Source organism: Bradyrhizobium sp. Tv2a-2 (genome assembly GCF_000472425.1).
GTDB lineage: Bacteria > Pseudomonadota > Alphaproteobacteria > Rhizobiales > Xanthobacteraceae > Bradyrhizobium.
On sequence record NZ_AXAI01000003.1, the window covers coordinates 378283 to 393181 of the forward strand.

The 14899-nt window shown below is 64.7% G+C and carries 14 protein-coding genes; 4 read left to right on the top strand and 10 right to left on the bottom strand.

The annotated features are described in order from the left end of the window. Positions 1 to 66: 66 nt before the first annotated feature. Both A3AI_RS0108000 and argG read left to right on the top strand, forming a co-directional pair. Positions 67 to 843 (top strand): phosphatase PAP2 family protein, encoded by a 777-nt coding sequence (locus A3AI_RS0108000; RefSeq protein WP_024515085.1) that lies wholly within the window; start codon positions 67 to 69, stop codon positions 841 to 843. A gap of 114 nt (positions 844 to 957) precedes the next feature. Beyond that, a complete protein-coding gene (argG, locus tag A3AI_RS0108005; RefSeq protein WP_024515086.1) occupies positions 958 to 2295 on the top strand; it encodes an argininosuccinate synthase in 1338 nt (445 codons plus the stop codon). A 110-nt stretch (positions 2296 to 2405) separates the two neighbouring features. On the opposite strand, the gene A3AI_RS46060 is transcribed toward argG, so the two are convergent. The 9 genes from A3AI_RS46060 to A3AI_RS0108060 form a co-directional block, all read right to left on the bottom strand. After that, complete coding sequence (locus A3AI_RS46060; protein WP_084800857.1) at positions 2406 to 4265, bottom strand: OmpA family protein; 1860 nt, start codon at positions 4263 to 4265, stop codon at positions 2406 to 2408. Between the two features lie 489 nt (positions 4266 to 4754). Continuing rightward, positions 4755 to 5252, bottom strand: coding sequence for a pyridoxamine 5'-phosphate oxidase family protein (locus A3AI_RS0108025; RefSeq protein ID WP_024515090.1), 498 nt, complete (start codon positions 5250 to 5252; stop codon positions 4755 to 4757). 71 nt (positions 5253 to 5323) lie between these two features. Continuing rightward, positions 5324 to 5707 carry a VOC family protein gene (locus A3AI_RS0108030; RefSeq protein WP_024515091.1) on the bottom strand — a complete coding sequence of 128 codons (384 nt, stop codon included), beginning with the start codon at positions 5705 to 5707 and terminating at the stop codon, positions 5324 to 5326. A gap of 22 nt (positions 5708 to 5729) precedes the next feature. After that, positions 5730 to 6557 (bottom strand): FkbM family methyltransferase, encoded by an 828-nt coding sequence (locus A3AI_RS0108035; RefSeq protein ID WP_024515092.1) that lies wholly within the window; start codon positions 6555 to 6557, stop codon positions 5730 to 5732. Between the two features lie 102 nt (positions 6558 to 6659). Beyond that, positions 6660 to 7445: a succinate dehydrogenase iron-sulfur subunit gene (locus A3AI_RS0108040; RefSeq protein ID WP_024515093.1), complete on the bottom strand. Its 786-nt coding sequence runs from the start codon at positions 7443 to 7445 to the stop codon at positions 6660 to 6662. Positions 7446 to 7487: 42 nt separating this feature from the next. Next, a complete protein-coding gene (gene sdhA, locus A3AI_RS0108045; RefSeq protein ID WP_024515094.1) occupies positions 7488 to 9329 on the bottom strand; it encodes a succinate dehydrogenase flavoprotein subunit in 1842 nt (613 codons plus the stop codon). Positions 9330 to 9332: 3 nt separating this feature from the next. Continuing rightward, on the bottom strand, positions 9333 to 9743 hold the full coding sequence (gene sdhD / locus A3AI_RS0108050) for a succinate dehydrogenase, hydrophobic membrane anchor protein (protein ID WP_024515095.1): 411 nt from the start codon (positions 9741 to 9743) through the stop codon (positions 9333 to 9335). Further along, positions 9740 to 10138: a succinate dehydrogenase, cytochrome b556 subunit gene (gene sdhC / locus A3AI_RS0108055; RefSeq protein WP_024515096.1), complete on the bottom strand. Its 399-nt coding sequence runs from the start codon at positions 10136 to 10138 to the stop codon at positions 9740 to 9742. Before sdhC ends, sdhD begins: the two co-directional genes overlap by 4 nt. 263 nt (positions 10139 to 10401) lie before the next feature. Continuing rightward, positions 10402 to 11307 (bottom strand): LysR family transcriptional regulator, encoded by a 906-nt coding sequence (locus A3AI_RS0108060; RefSeq protein WP_024515097.1) that lies wholly within the window; start codon positions 11305 to 11307, stop codon positions 10402 to 10404. A gap of 105 nt (positions 11308 to 11412) precedes the next feature. On the opposite strand from A3AI_RS0108060, the gene A3AI_RS0108065 reads away from it, so the two are divergent. Then, a complete protein-coding gene (locus A3AI_RS0108065) occupies positions 11413 to 12273 on the top strand; it encodes a sulfite exporter TauE/SafE family protein (protein ID WP_024515098.1) in 861 nt (286 codons plus the stop codon). Between the two features lie 89 nt (positions 12274 to 12362). Here the strand turns inward: A3AI_RS0108065 and A3AI_RS0108070 are convergent, their stop codons facing one another. Next, positions 12363 to 13892, bottom strand: a complete 1530-nt coding sequence (locus tag A3AI_RS0108070) for a malonate--CoA ligase (RefSeq protein ID WP_024515099.1) — start codon at positions 13890 to 13892, stop codon at positions 12363 to 12365. 83 nt (positions 13893 to 13975) lie between these two features. Between A3AI_RS0108070 and A3AI_RS0108075 the strand changes: the two genes are divergently transcribed. Further along, positions 13976 to 14737 carry an SDR family oxidoreductase gene (locus A3AI_RS0108075; RefSeq protein WP_024515100.1) on the top strand — a complete coding sequence of 254 codons (762 nt, stop codon included), beginning with the start codon at positions 13976 to 13978 and terminating at the stop codon, positions 14735 to 14737. Positions 14738 to 14899 lie beyond the last annotated feature (162 nt).

Genomic DNA, 14899 nt, shown 5'->3' on the forward strand with positions numbered 1-14899 from the left:
CGCTGCGCGCAGCCCGGAATGACGGCAGGGGTTTTCACATCTGCCTCGCTCCGCTAAACCGCGCTCATGAATCGGACCGGACTTTTCATCGCACTGGCGATCGCGCTCGTCATCGGGCTGTTGTTCGCCGTCTATCCCGAGCTCGATCTCAAGCTGGCGGCGCTGTTCTATGATCCTGAGACGCGGACCTTTCCGCTGAAGCAGGACTGGCTCGCGTCGCTGGCGCGCGACGGTGCGATGTGGATCGCCTGGGGGCTTGCTGTACCCGCGATCGGTTCGCTTTTGATCAAGCTGATCCGGCCGGACCGGCCGCTTCTGATGTCGGGCCGCGCGATTGTGTTCCTGCTGCTCACGATGACGCTGTCGGCGGGCGTGCTGACCAATTTCACCTTCAAGACTTATTGGGGCCGGCCGCGCCCGGTGCTGGTGACGGAGTTCAACGGTGATCTGCCTTTTGTGGCCTGGTGGGATCCGCGCGGGCGCTGCGGGCATAACTGCTCGTTCTTCTCCGGTGAGGGCGCGACCGCGTTCTGGACCATCGCGCCGGCCGCGCTGACGCCGCCGGCGTGGCGGCCCCTGGCCTACGCGGCGGCAACCCTGTTCGGGCTGACGACCAGCGTGCTGCGCATGGCCTTTGGCGGCCATTTCTTCACCGACGTTGCCGCCGCGGGCCTGGTGTCGTTTTTCGTGATCTGGCTCGCCCACGGCTATATTTACCGCTGGCCGCGCACCCGCCTGTCGGACGCGGCCATCGACGCTGCGATCACCCGCTTCGCCTGGCCCGGCTATCGGCTCCGCCAGCGCCTGTTCGGCCGCAAAACAGGACCTGCGTCGTCGGTATGAGTGGCGTCAATCGCGGCCGGCCGCCATTAAACGCGTGCCGATGTCGGCGAAATTTGATATTCGCGGCCCTCAAGTCGCAAATGACGTCAGCTGGTTAGATCGATTGGACGCTCTATGAGTACGATTTTGAAAGGCCTGCCCAAGGGGGAAAAAGTCGGCATCGCTTTCTCGGGCGGTCTCGACACCAGCGCGGCGCTGTTGTGGATGAAGCAAAAGGGCGCACGCGTCTTTGCTTACACGGCAAATCTCGGCCAGCCTGACGAGACCGACTACGACGAGATTCCGCGCAAAGCGCTCGCCTTCGGCGCCGAGATCGCCCGTCTCGTCGACTGCCGCACGCAGCTGGTCCATGAGGGCATCGCCGCGATCCAGTCCGGCGCTTTCCACATCTCGACCGGCGGCGCCACCTACTTCAACACCACGCCGCTCGGCCGCGCCGTGACCGGTACGATGCTGGTTGCCGCAATGAAGGAGGACGGCGTCAACGTCTGGGGCGATGGCTCGACCTTCAAAGGCAATGATATCGAGCGGTTCTATCGCTACGGCCTTCTGACCAATCCGAGCCTGAAAATCTACAAGCCCTGGCTCGACCAGCAATTCATCGACGAACTCGGCGGCCGCGCCGAGATGTCGGCGTTCCTGACTGCCCATGGCTTCCACTACAAGATGAGCGCCGAGAAGGCCTATTCTACCGACAGCAATATTCTCGGTGCAACCCACGAGGCCAAGGATCTCGAGAGCCTGGACACCGGCATCAACATCGTCAGCCCGATCATGGGGGTGCCGTTCTGGCGCGACGATTGTGCCGTCAAGGCCGAGAAGGTCGTGGTCCGCTTCGACGAAGGGCAGCCCGTTGCGCTGAACGGCAAGACGTTTGCTGACCCGGTCGCGCTGTTTCTGGAGGCCAACGCCATCGGTGGCCGGCATGGCCTCGGCATGAGCGATCAGATCGAGAACCGGATCATCGAGGCCAAGAGCCGCGGCATTTACGAAGCTCCCGGCATGGCGCTTTTATACATTGCCTATGAGCGCCTGATCACCGGCATCCACAACCAGGACACCATCGAGCAATACCGGATCAACGGCCTGCGCCTCGGCCGCCTGCTCTATCAAGGGCGGTGGTTCGATTCGCAAGCCCTGATGCTCCGCGAAACCGCCCAGCGCTGGGTGGCGCGCGCCATCACTGGCGAGGTGACGCTCGAGCTGCGCCGTGGCAACGACTATTCTATCGTGAACACCGAGAGTCCCAACCTGACCTATCAGCCTGAGCGGTTGAGCATGGAAAAGGTCGAAGACGCGGCGTTCACTCCGGCGGACCGCATCGGCCAGCTGACCATGCGCAATCTCGACATCACCGACACCCGAGCCAAGCTCGATATCTATGCACGAACAGGCCTGCTGTCGGTCGGCGAGGGCTCCGACATCCTGAGGCTCGAAAGTGACAAGGACTGAGTCGCGCGTGAGAGGCCATCCTCGCTGTCCTTGCAGCATCGGTATCACGACGCAAAAACAAAAATGGCCGGGATCGCTCCCGGCCATTTGCATTTCGTCTCCGTCTACCCTCACCGCGGCGGCGCGATGCCCGGCGGGGGCGGGGGCAGCGATGCGGCGGCGCCGTTGAGCAGCGGGGTGATGCGGCGGATGGTGACGCGCCGGTTGACCCGGCTCGGTCCATCGGTCTGCTCCTTCAGATATTGCGAGCCATAACCCTGCGAGGTCAGGTTCTCGGCCGGCACGCCGAATTGCTGGGTCAGCAGCTCGGCCGCGGATTCGGCGCGGCGGTCCGACAGCGACAGGTTGTCGGTGTCGTTGCCGGTCGCATCCGTGTGGCCCTCGATCAGGAACACCTCGCGCGGGTTGCGCTGGATGGCGCGGTTGAGGCCGTCGGCGATCGCCTGCAGCTTCGCGGCTTGGTCGGGAGCAATCTCCCATGAGCCGAGCTCGAAGTTGATGGTGTTGACGTCGATGCTCGGCATCAGCATGCGCACGTTCGGGCTGTAGCGGATCTCGTCAAGCGAGTAGCGGCGGTCGATGCGGTCGACCGGCGGCGCCATCATGGTGTCGTAGATCAGCTCGGGCGGCGCATCCGAAGCATCGACGATGTAGCGATCGTAGGGGATGCGGATGACCGGCGGCGGCAGGTCGACATAGAAGCCGCCGACCGCGCGCGGATCGCGATAGGAGTTGTCGATGATGACAAACTCCTGGCCGCGCGGGTCGCGTCGGATACGCCTGAGCAGCGAGCCGTCGGGTGCAAGCACAGTGATGACCTGTGAGCCGTCAGGCCGCACCACGATGGTGCGCATCTCGTTGCCTACCCGCTGCGTCTGGATGTCACGCGCGCCGAAGCGGAAGCGTTCCATCTCGTCGTGGCGGACGAAGGCTTCGCCGGAGGGATCGCGAATGATGACGCGGCCGGGCTCGGTGATGACGGTTCGTCCGCCTTCCTGCACCTCGCGGCGCTCGGCACGGAAGTCCTCGAGCCGGCGCGGCCCCTGGATCGCGGCCGGGTTCGCCGGCAGCGGCGTCAGATTCTGCGGCGGCGGAGGCGGCGGCGGTAACGGCGCAGTCACCTGCGGCGGTGCGCGCCGCACCAGCACAGGCGGAGCACTCGCCGGCGGTGCGGCAGTTTGATTGCCCGGTGCCGTACCCGGACGGCTCGGCGGCGCGCCGGCGCCCTGTGGCGGGGGTGGAGCGGGCGGAGTTGCGCCGGGAGCAGTGCCGGGCCGGATCGCCGGCGCACCGGCGGCTGGCGGAGGAGGCGGCGGTGGCGCGGGAGGCTGGGCCGCCGGTGCGGCGTTGGGACGCCCCGCTCCCGGCGCAGGAGAGGCAGGCGGTGGGACCGCGTGTCCGGGCGCCGGCGTCTCCACGGGACGCTCATGCTGTCCCGGCTGCGGCGCAGGCGCAGGTGACCCTTGCGGGCGTCCCGCGGGCGGCGTCGGCGGAGGCGGAGGAGCTGGCGGGGTTGGCGCGTGCTGCTGCGGTGCCGGCTGAGCGGTCGGAGGAGCCGGCGGCCTTGGTGCCGCAGGCGGCGGCGGAGGTGGCGGTTGCACGGGACGCACAGCCGGCGGCGGCGGAGGCGGAGCCGTGGGACGTTGCGGCGGAGGCGGCGCCGGGTGTGGTGTTGCGGCGGGAGGCGGCGGAGGCGGCGCGGGGTGTGGTGCTGCGGCGGGAGGCGGCGGAGGCGGCGCGGGGCGCGGTGCTACCGCAGGAGGCGGCGGAGGCGGCGTTGGGGCTCCCTTTGCCGGCGGCTGCTTCGGCGCTTCCCTCGGCGGCTGCTTCGGCTTGCCGTCGGGGCCGAGCTCTTCCCTTTGCGCTTGCGCAACGACGATCGGTGCGCCCTCGGCGTGCGATGCGGAGCTTGCAAATTGCATCGCCGTCATGGCGGTCGTGGCAAGCAGCAGGAGACGAAGTTTAGACATGTGCTATGGTTCCCGGAGTCAACGGAAGCGAAAAACGCGGCGATCAACAAATACGGGTTAGGCCGCAATGTGGCGGCGCTGGCGGGCTGACCGGGATATATTTTCGCAAGACATGGCCCCGGCCTGGAACTTCGTTCATGGCGCATTCAGCCGGTGCTTTCAAATCGAACCTTTGCGCGTCCCCCTGCGACCGTGGGACGCGGAAGGCGCCGAGCACACGCCGCCATCGTCCGCGAAAGCGGATGATTCGGCCTTGGTGCTAATCCGTCGCAGGACTCGGCGTACGCGGCCCTTTCGGTCCGCGCGTTGGAAGTTCGTCCGGCACGTTGCCTGGTAATTCGTCCGGCACCGGCGCCTCGCCAGGCTCACGCATCGGCGGCGGCGCTTCCGGATTGGGATTGACGGGCGGACTCTCCGGCGGCGGCTCGGTCGGATGTCCCGGTGTGGGCGGCGGAATGTCCGGTGGTTCGGTGGGCGATGGATTGCCCATCACATCGCGACCTTGCGCTTGTCGCCCACAGCAGGCCGCGTGCCCGAGACCGCCGCGGCCGCCATCTTGACATAGGTGACGAGCGTGCCTGGCGAATCCCAGAACTCCGCTTCATCAGGAGTGATTTTCAGCAGGCGGATGTTCGGATCGTCGGCGTTGTCCCACCATGCGCGCGCCGGCGTCGCGAATAATTCACCGATCTTGGCGCGGTCGTTCGAGACGACTGCCTTGCCGCTGACGGAAACATATTTTTGACCGCCGGTGTCGGCAAAGGACAGATTGACGACGGGAGACCGCGCGATCTCGTCGTCTGCATGGTGGCGCGCATCGGCGAGGAAGTAGACCGCGCCCTCATCGTGCTCGACAAAGGCCGCCATCGGACGCGCCCGCAGCTTCTCGCCGTCGCGTGTCACCAGCATGGCATAGCCGATGCGCTTCATCAGTTCCCAGGCGCGGTCGATATCCTGCGGATTGCTGCCGGTACCCTTGTTGGCCATGTCCCGCTCCTTTCATCGCTGGAGCGTCAACGGTCCCGTGACGGCGATGTTCCTGAGCGCTGCCGCTGGAACTACGGCGTGTGGCACACCGCTTCGATATTGTGGCCGTCGGGATCGAGCACGAACGCGCAATAGTAGTTGGGATGATAGTGGGCGCGGATGCCCGGCGCACCATTGTCGCGTCCGCCAGCCGCGAGCGCCGCTTTGTAGAATGCATCGACCGTCGCGCGATCGTTGGCCTGGATCGCAACGTGCACGGGCTTGTTGAGCGCGCCTTCACCGCCGATCCAGAAATCCGGCTTGCCATTGGCGCCGAAGCCGGCGGCGGATTCGCCCGGACGATCCTCCTGGGTCACCTCCATGATGAGGCTATAGCCCAGCGGCGCCAGCGCCTGCGTGTAGAACGCCTTGGCGCGGGCATAATCGGAAACCGGAAAGCCGATATGGTCGATCATGAGGGTCTCCCGTGTTCAAACGCTACCCACGCAGCAACAGCGTATTGCTCCTTGTCCTGCCAGCCTCGCGATAGCCGCGCGCGATCATGTCGGCGATGCAGTCGTTTTGCCACTCGCCGCGCGACAGGTGCTCGATCACGACCGCGCGCGGCCACAGGGTTTGCGGCGCTTGTGCGAAGAAACCTGTCAGCACGCGATCCTCGAAGCCTTCGACGTCGATCTTCAGCGCATCGATCCTGGCGGCGCCAGCATCGCGGAGAATGCGCTGCAAGGTGAAGCACGGCACCTTGAAGGCGTCGGTCGAGGCGCTGCCGGTCACGACATGGCTGGCGCCAAGATTGCCGCCGTCAGTCTCGATCATCACCTCGCCGTCGCAATCGCCGGCGGCCGCCGCGACCAACCGGACCTGTGCAAAGCCACTGGCCGCGCGGTTGAAGGCAAGCCGCCCATGAATCACCGGATGGGGCTCGATCGCGATCACCATGCCGCGCCCCCCGACGTCGCGCGCGAGCGCCAGCGCATAGGTGCCGACATTGGCGCCGATGTCGACGAATACGCCGCCCTCGGCCAGGGACGCGCGCAGGAAGTCGAGCTCTTCGCGGTTGTAGTCGGGATTGAACAGCGCGCCACGCTCCGTGGCGCTCACCTGGTGATAGAAGCGGAAGGACGCGCCCTGATACTGCACGTCGACAGGGCCGCCGCGGAGCAGATTGGTCAGCCGCGACAGCCACGGGCGAAACGCCCCACGCTTCAGCCCGGACCCGTGCGCCAGCCGAAGCAACGCCGCCTGCGCCACATTCGGCGCAAACGTGCCAAACGGGGCGGGCGAAGTATCGTTGTCCGGGGTCACCTGAGCATCCTCGTGAGAAGCGAGCGATGCATAACCGGTTTTGAGCGCGGCGCCAAACCTTCCGTCGTCCCGGCGAAAGCCGAGACAACCAGATAAGCGATCTTAAACCTGCCGCTCGACCAGCTTCAGCTTGAGCTCGGCGATCGCTTCCGACGGGTTCAACCCCTTCGGGCAGGCCTTCGCGCAGTTCATGATGGTGTGGCAGCGGTAGAGGCGGAAGGGATCTTCCAGATTGTCGAGCCGCTCGCCGGTGGCCTCGTCACGGGAGTCCTTGACCCAGCGCGTCGCCTGCAACAGCGCAGCCGGGCCGAGGAAGCGCTCGCTGTTCCACCAATAGCTCGGGCAGGAGGTCGAGCAGCAGGCGCACAGGATGCACTCGTAGAGGCCGTCGAGTTTCTCGCGGTCCTCATGGCTCTGGCGCCATTCCTTCTGCGGCGTCGGCGTCGAGGTCTTCAGCCAGGGCTCGATGGATGCATATTGCGCGTAGAAATTGGTGAGATCCGGCACCAGGTCCTTTACGACCGGCTGGTGCGGCAGCGGGTTGATCTTCACCGCACCGTCTTTCACGTCATGCATCGAACGGGTGCAGGCGAGCGTGTTCTGTCCGTCGATGTTCATGGCGCAGGAGCCGCAGACGCCTTCGCGGCAGGAGCGGCGGAAGGTCAGCGACGGGTCGATGTTGTTCTTGATCCAGATCAGGCCGTCCAGCACCATCGGACCGCAGTCCTCGGTGTTGACGTAGTAGGTATCGATGCGCGGGTTCTGGCCGTCGTCCGGATTCCAGCGATAGATCTTGTACTCGCGCAGTTGCGTGGCGCCGGCCGGCTTCGGCCAGGTCTTGCCGTTGGCAGTGATCTTCGAGTTCTTCGGAAGGGCAAATTCAACCATTAGGCAAAACCTTGCGCTGTCGTTGTCAGTAAACCCGCGGCCTCAGTAAACGCGCGCTTTGGGCGGGATGTACTGCACGTCGTTGGTCATGGTGTAGTTGTGCACGGGCCGGTAGTCGATCGTGGTCTTGCCGTTCGGGTCCATCCACGCCAGCGTGTGCTTCATCCAGTTCTTGTCATCGCGCTCGGAGAAATCCTCGCGCGCATGCGCTCCCCGGCTTTCGGTGCGGTTGGCGGCAGAGTCCATGGTGACCACAGCCTGCACGATCAGATTGTCGAACTCCAGCGTCTCGATCAGGTCCGAGTTCCAGATCAGCGAGCGGTCGGACACCGAGATGTCGGTGATGCCGCCATGCACCTTGTGGATCAGGTTCTGGCCCTCATGCAGCACCTCGCCGGTGCGGAACACCGCGCAATTGTTCTGCATCACATGCTGCATGCTCTCGCGCAGCTTTGCGGTCGGCGTGCCGCCGGAAGCATTGCGGAAATGGTCGAGACGGCCAAGCGCCTTATCGGCCGAATCCTTCGGCAGGTCCGGCTGCTTGGCGTCGGCCGTGAGCTTCTCCGCGAGACGTAGTGCCGCAGCGCGGCCGAACACGACCAGGTCGATCAGCGAGTTGGAGCCGAGACGGTTGGCGCCATGCACGGAGACGCAAGCCGCTTCGCCGATCGCCATCAGGCCGGGCACCACCGAGTTGTCGTCGCCATTCGCCTTGGTCAGGACCTCGGCATGATAATTGGTCGGGATGCCGCCCATGTTGTAGTGCACGGTCGGCACGATCGGGATCGGCTCGCGGGTGACGTCGACATTGGCGAAGATCCGCGCCGATTCGGAAATGCCGGGCAGGCGCTCGGCCAGCACCTTGGGATCGAGATGATCGAGGTGCAGGAAGATGTGGTCCTTCTTCTTGCCGACGCCGCGGCCTTCGCGGATCTCGATGGTCATGGCGCGGGAGACGACGTCGCGCGAGGCGAGGTCCTTGGCCGAGGGCGCATAGCGCTCCATGAAGCGCTCGCCCTCGGAGTTGACCAGATAGCCGCCTTCGCCGCGGGCGCCTTCTGTGACGAGACAGCCCGAGCCGTAGATACCGGTCGGATGGAACTGCACGAACTCCATGTCCTGCATCGGAAGCCCGGCGCGGAGCGCCATGCCGCCGCCGTCGCCGGTGCAGGTGTGCGCCGAGGTGCAGGAGGCATAGGCGCGGCCGTAACCGCCGGTAGCCAGAATCGTGGTCTGGGCGCGGAAGCGATGCAATGTGCCGTCATCAAGCTTGAGCGCGATCACGCCGCGGCAGGTGCCCTGATCGTCCATGATCAGGTCGATGGCGAAATATTCGATGAAGAACTCCGCGGAATGGCGCAGCGCCTGGCCGTACATGGTGTGCAGCATGGCGTGGCCGGTGCGGTCGGCGGCGGCGCAAGTCCGCTGCGCCTGGCTCTTGCCGTAGTCGATGGTCATGCCGCCGAACGGACGCTGGTAGATCTTGCCGTCCTCGGTACGCGAAAACGGCACGCCCCAATGTTCGAGTTCGTAGACGGCTTCGGGTGCGTTGCGCACCATGTATTCGATGGCGTCCTGGTCGCCGAGCCAGTCCGATCCCTTCACGGTGTCGTACATGTGCCAGCGCCAGTCGTCCGGATGCATGTTGCCGAGCGAGGCCGAAATGCCGCCCTGTGCCGCGACCGTGTGCGAGCGGGTCGGAAACACCTTGGTGATGCAGGCGGTGCGCAAGCCGGTCTCGCTGCAGCCGACCACGGCGCGCAGGCCCGCGCCGCCGGCGCCGACCACGACGACGTCGTAGGTGTGGTCCTCGATCGGATAGGCTTTTCCGTTCGTCGCCGGCGCGCCGCCGTTCCCAGCCTTGCCGTTGCCATCAGCGGCCATGGCTCATACTCCCGATGACAGTTTGAAGATCGCGTAGACCGCTGCCAGCGCCACCGCGACCGTGAAGAAGTTGTTGGCCATGATGGAAGCAATTTTCAGCTTCTCGTTATGGACGTAATCCTCGATCACCACCTGCATGCCGATCTTCATGTGCCAGGTGGAAGCGAGGATGAAGAGCAGCAGGATCAGCGCGACCCAGGACGAGCCGAGGATCTGCGCGGCACCGGCCTGGTTGCGGCCGAGCACCATCATGACGACGACGATCCCGGGGATCATCAGAATCGTCATGGCGACTGCGGTGAGGCGCTGGCGCCAGAAATCCTGGGTGCCGGAATGGGCGGCGCCGAGTGCGCGAACGCGGCCGAGCGGGGTGCGCATCGAGCGGGGAGCGCCTTGTGAATCCAGTGCACTCATCGTCCGCCTCCGATCGCATAGGCAATGATCCACAACAGCACGGTCAGCGAGATGCCGCCGATCAGCGCGCCCCAGGTCAGCGCCTCGCGCTCATTGGCCTTGAAGCCGTAGCCGAGGTCCCAGACGAAATGCCTGATACCGCTGAGCAGATGGTGCATGATCGCCCAAGTATAGCCGAACACGATCAGCCGGCCGATGAAGCTGCCGGTGAAGGCCTGCACATTGGCGTAAGCGGTCGGCCCGGAGGCGGCCGCGAGCAGCCACCACACCAATAAAAGGGTGCCGACATACAGGGCGATCCCGGTGGCGCGATGGACGATGGACATGATCATCGTCAGTGTCCATCGATAGGTCTGGATATGGGGCGAAAGCGGTCGTTCGATCCTGGCGGTCATGTTCACGCTGCTTCTAAAGCGGCTGCAGGCGGCTTCGATTGTTGTGCGGGCCCCGCGAAGGCGCGTCATAAGATCGCGGGAGAGACGCGCCTTATTTACGGAGTCGAATCAGTCAGTGCAACGGCCAAATGCCAGCTAAGCGAATCCGCATTCATCGTTAGGCTGCACGTAAATATGGATGGAAATCGCTCGTGGTATACCAGGCAGCTGCGTTACAGCTGAAAGGTCGAATCGCGGTTTACTGCTTGGTCTGGCGGCGGGCGTCAGTCGGTGAAGGGGTCTGACGCACGCCATTGTTCGGTCAGATAATCCGCAAATATCCGTGTCTTTGGCGCTGCGAGGCGCGAGGCGTCGAACAGCAGATGCAGTGGCGCCGGCGCCGCCTCCTGCGCCTGCAGGATGCGCCGCAGACGGCCGGCGGCAAGATCGTCCCGCACCTGCCAGGACGGCACGCGCACAATGCCGCCGCCCTCGCGCGCGGCTGTGACCAGCGCATCGAGGCTATTGATCCAGAGCTTGGCAGATATCGGAATTTTGCATTCCGCGCTCCCGTCGATGCGGAAGCGCCAGGTTCCGGCGCCGGGCGCACTGGAGAACACCAGGCAATCGTGCGTGTCGAGCTCCTCGGGGTCGCGAGGCGTGCCATGCCGCTCGAGATAGGCCGGTGCAGCGCAGACGATCATCCTGATGTCGGCGAGCTTGCGCGCGACGAGCTGCGAATCCGGCAGGCGTCCGACGCGCAGCGCAAGGTGGATGTCCTCTTCGATCATATCGACGGGGCGGTCGGCGAGCATGAGGTCGACCGACAGCGACGGATGGCGGCGCAGGAACTCCGGCAGCAGCGGTGCGACCAGCAACCGGCCGAGCAGGTTCGGCGCGCTGAGGCGGAGCCGCCCGGTGGGCTCTGCCTTGCCCGCGGACAGCGCGCGCTCGACCTCGCCGAGCTCTGCGAGAATGGCTTTGGCGCGGGCATAGAGGATCCGCCCCTCCTCGGTGAGCGCGAGCCGGCGCGTGGTGCGCTTGACGAGCTGCGTTCCGAAGTGCCGTTCAAGCGCGGAGAGCTGGCGGCTGACCGATGTCAGCGAGCTGCGCGCCGACCGCGCGGCACCGGACAGGCTGCCGGCGTCGATGACCTGCACAAAGGTCGCGAGAGACGCGAACTGATCCATCCCGGGCTCGATCCTTCCGCTTAGCGCAAGGAAGTATCTCAAGAAAGCCAATACTCCCATAATTCGCCATAGTCTATGATCGGCGCAACCTCGGAGAAGCGATTCTTGCCGACCGGACTCAACCCTTCTGAAGTGATCGAGCTGGCGGCGCTTCTGATCGTCGTCGGCGGCCTCGCCGGCTTTCTCGCCGGCGTGTTCGGCATCGGCGGCGGCGCGATCCTGGTCCCTGTGTTCTACGAATGCTTTCGGCTGGCCGGCGTGCCGCTGGAGGTGCGCATGCCGCTTTGCGTCGGCACCTCGCTCGCCGTGATCATCCCGACCTCGATCCGCTCCTTCCGTGCACATTACGCCCGTGGCGCCGTTGACTTGTCGATTCTCAGGCAATGGTGGCTGCCGATCCTGATCGGCGTCGTCGTTGGCAGCGTGATCGCGCGCTATGCGCCGGAGCGGCTGTTCAAGATCGTCTTTGTCGCCGTGGCCTATTCCGCGACGGTGCGGCTGTTCTTCGGGCGCGAGAGCTGGAAGCTCGGCGATGATCTGCCGAAAGGCGCGCTGATGAAGGTCTACGGCTGGCTGATCGGCATCCTCTCCACCCTAATGGGGATCGGCGGCGGCCTGTTCTCCAATCTGCTGATGACCTTCTACGGCCGGCCGATCCATCAATCGGTCGCGACCTCCTCGGCGCTTGCGGTTCTGATCTCGATCCCCGGAGCGCTTGGCTATGTCTACGCGGGCTGGCCCGCGGCTGCGCGCTTTCCCGATGTGATGGCGCTGCAGCTTCCCTTCGCGCTCGGCTACATCTCGCTGATAGGAGCTATCCTGGTGATGCCGATGTCGCTCTTCACCGCGCCGCTTGGCGTGAGGGCCGCGCATGCCTTGTCAAAACGCCAGCTTGAGATCGCCTTCGGCTGCTATCTCTTGCTCGTCGGCAGCCGCTTTGTGATGAGTCTCTGGTCGGGCCAGTGACATCTGAACGTTCGCGCGAAGATCTTCAGCCACCGAATGCCATGGACGGATTCCGCGGTATGGGTCCTCGGGATCACCGCGATGTCCCCTCAGGCCTTGTTGTAAATATCCTTATACATATCCCGCAAAATATTCTTCTGCACCTTCCCCATGGTGTTGCGGGGCAGTTCGTCGACGACAAAGACCCGCTTTGGCATCTTGAACTTTGCGAGCCGCCCTTCCAGCCCCTTCAGCACGGTCGCTTCATCCACGGCTGCACTGGGTTGCTTGACCACGACGGCGGTGACGCCCTCGCCGAAATCGGCATGGGGCACGCCGATCACAGCGGATTCCACCACGCCCGGCATGGCGTCGATCTCGTTCTCGATTTCCTTCGGATAGACGTTGAAGCCGCCCGAAATCACGAGATCCTTGCCGCGGCCGACGATGTGCACGTAACCCTTGTCGTCGATCTTGCCGAGGTCGCCGGTGATGAAGAAACCGTCGTCACGAAACTCCGACCTGGTCTTCTCCGGCATCCGCCAATAGCCCTTGAATACGTTCGGGCCCTTCACCTCGATCATGCCGATATTGTCCGGCGGCAGCACTTTGCCGGTCTCGGGATCGGTAACGCGGGCGCTCACGCCGGGCAGCGGAAAGCCGACCGCGCCGGGCACACGCTCGCCGTCGTAGGGGTTCGAGGTGTTCATGTTGGTCTCGGTCATGCCGTAGCGTTCGAGCACGGCGTGTCCGGTGCGCGCAAACCATTCCCGATGGGTGTCGGCAAGCAGGGGCGCCGAGCCGGAGACGAACAGCCGCATATGCCTGGTGGTCTCGCGCGACAGCGCCGGGTTCTGCAGCAGGCGGGTGTAGAAGGTCGGCACGCCCATCAGGACGGTTGCGCGCGCCATCAGCTTGATGATCAGGTCCGGATCGAGCTTCGGCAGGAAGATCATCGAGGCGCGCGCGAACAGCGTGACATTGCTCGCCACGAACAGGCCGTGGGTGTGATAGATCGGCAGCGCGTGGATCAGGACGTCCTTGTCCGTGAAGCGCCAGTAGTCGACCAGCGTCAACGAGTTCGATGCGAGATTGTCGTGGCTCAGCATCGCTCCCTTGGAGCGGCCGGTGGTGCCTGACGTGTAGAGGATGGCGGCGAGATCGTCATTGCCGCGCTGCACGGTCTCGAAGGCGGGGCTCGCCTTGCTGGCTGCCTCCGTCAACGAGCCCTTGCCATGGGAATCCAGCGTCTCGACCCTTGCGCCAACCCTGGCGGCGATTGCCTTGATGCCTTCGGCCTTGGCGGGATCGCAGACCACCAGCGACGGCTCGGCGTCGGCGATGAAGTAGTCGAGCTCGTTCAGCGTATAGGCAGTGTTGAGCGGCAGATAGACCGCGCCGGCTCGCACCGTTGCCAGATAGAGCACGAGGTTCGCGACCGACTTCTCGACCTGCACGGCGACGCGGTCGCCCGGCTTGACGCCGCGCTCGACCAGCACATTGGCAAACTGGCCGGCCCGAGCGATCAGGTTGCCATAAGTGATGCGCTCGCCGTCGTGCGTCTCGATCGCGAGCCGGTTGGGATCGTCGAGGTGATCAAACAGGCGGGAAAACAGGTTGGCGTTGGCGCTTGTGTTCATGCAACATTCCGTGGGGCACGGCCTCTTTATGACAAAGGCTGCTTAGCAAAAACGCCCTTCAAAAGGCAACGGAGACAGTTGGCATGACAAAAAGCGAAAAACGCGTGGCCTGGGTGACGGGTGGAGGCAGCGGGATTGGCGAGGCGGGCGCGGAGGCGCTGGCCGCGGAGGGCTGGACGGTGGTGGTTTCGGGCCGCCGCAAGGACACGCTGGACACTGTGGTTTCGAATATTACCAAGGCGGGCGGGCTGGCGGCGGCGATCCCGCTCGATGTCAGCGACGCCGCCGACGTCGAGACCGTGGCCGGCGAAATCGTAGCCAGGCACGGCCGCATCGATCTCCTGGTCAACAGTGCCGGCATCAATGTAGCCAAGCGGCGCTGGGACGACATGGAGCTCGACGGTTGGAACAAATTGGTCGAGATCAATCTCAACGGCGTGCTCTATTGCATGCGCGCGGTGCTGCCGGCGATGCGCAGGCAGAAGGACGGCATCATCATCAACGTCTCCTCCTGGGCCGGCCGCCATGTCTCGAAAATGCCGGGTCCGGCCTACACCACAACGAAACATGCGGTGCTGGCGCTGACCCATTCCTTCAACATGGACGAATGCGTCAACGGCCTGCGTGCCTGCTGCCTGATGCCTGGCGAGGTCGCGACACCCATTCTGAAGCTGCGCCCGGTGGTGCCGAGCGAGGAGGAGCAGGCGAAGATGCTGCAGTCCGAGGACCTGGGGCGCACCATCGCGTTTATCGCGAGCCTTCCGCCACGGGTGTGCGTGAATGAAATCCTGATCAGCCCGACGTGGAACAGGGGATTTATCCAGACGCCTGCGAACAGGGATTAGTCGACGAGGAAAAAGCGGCCGTCGTCCCGGCCGAGCGAAGCGCACGGCCGGGACCCATGCCGCGTAATTTTCTGAAAAGGGCAGAGCGATAGACGTTCTTCGCGACAATGAGATCCCGTGGTTTTGGGTCCCCGTTCTACTGCCGGGACGACAGCGAGAATG

Excerpts from the sequence above, each read along its gene's own strand:
- sdhD (WP_024515095.1), bottom strand. The coding sequence starts at position 9,743 with ATGAGTGCACTGGATTCACAAGGCGCTCCCCGCTCGATGCGCACCCCG.
- A3AI_RS0108025 (WP_024515090.1), bottom strand. The coding sequence starts at position 5,252 with ATGGCCAACAAGGGTACCGGCAGCAATCCGCAGGATATCGACCGCGCC.
- A3AI_RS0108000 (WP_024515085.1), top strand. The coding sequence starts at position 67 with ATGAATCGGACCGGACTTTTCATCGCACTGGCGATCGCGCTCGTCATC.
- A3AI_RS0108070 (WP_024515099.1), bottom strand. The coding sequence starts at position 13,892 with ATGAACACAAGCGCCAACGCCAACCTGTTTTCCCGCCTGTTTGATCAC.
- A3AI_RS0108060 (WP_024515097.1), bottom strand. The coding sequence starts at position 11,307 with ATGGATCAGTTCGCGTCTCTCGCGACCTTTGTGCAGGTCATCGACGCC.
- A3AI_RS46060 (WP_084800857.1), bottom strand. The coding sequence starts at position 4,265 with ATGTCTAAACTTCGTCTCCTGCTGCTTGCCACGACCGCCATGACGGCG.
- A3AI_RS0108040 (WP_024515093.1), bottom strand. The coding sequence starts at position 7,445 with ATGGTTGAATTTGCCCTTCCGAAGAACTCGAAGATCACTGCCAACGGC.
- A3AI_RS0108030 (WP_024515091.1), bottom strand. The coding sequence starts at position 5,707 with ATGATCGACCATATCGGCTTTCCGGTTTCCGATTATGCCCGCGCCAAG.
- sdhA (WP_024515094.1), bottom strand. The coding sequence starts at position 9,329 with ATGGCCGCTGATGGCAACGGCAAGGCTGGGAACGGCGGCGCGCCGGCG.
- sdhC (WP_024515096.1), bottom strand. The coding sequence starts at position 10,138 with ATGACCGCCAGGATCGAACGACCGCTTTCGCCCCATATCCAGACCTAT.
- argG (WP_024515086.1), top strand. The coding sequence starts at position 958 with ATGAGTACGATTTTGAAAGGCCTGCCCAAGGGGGAAAAAGTCGGCATC.
- A3AI_RS0108075 (WP_024515100.1), top strand. The coding sequence starts at position 13,976 with ATGACAAAAAGCGAAAAACGCGTGGCCTGGGTGACGGGTGGAGGCAGC.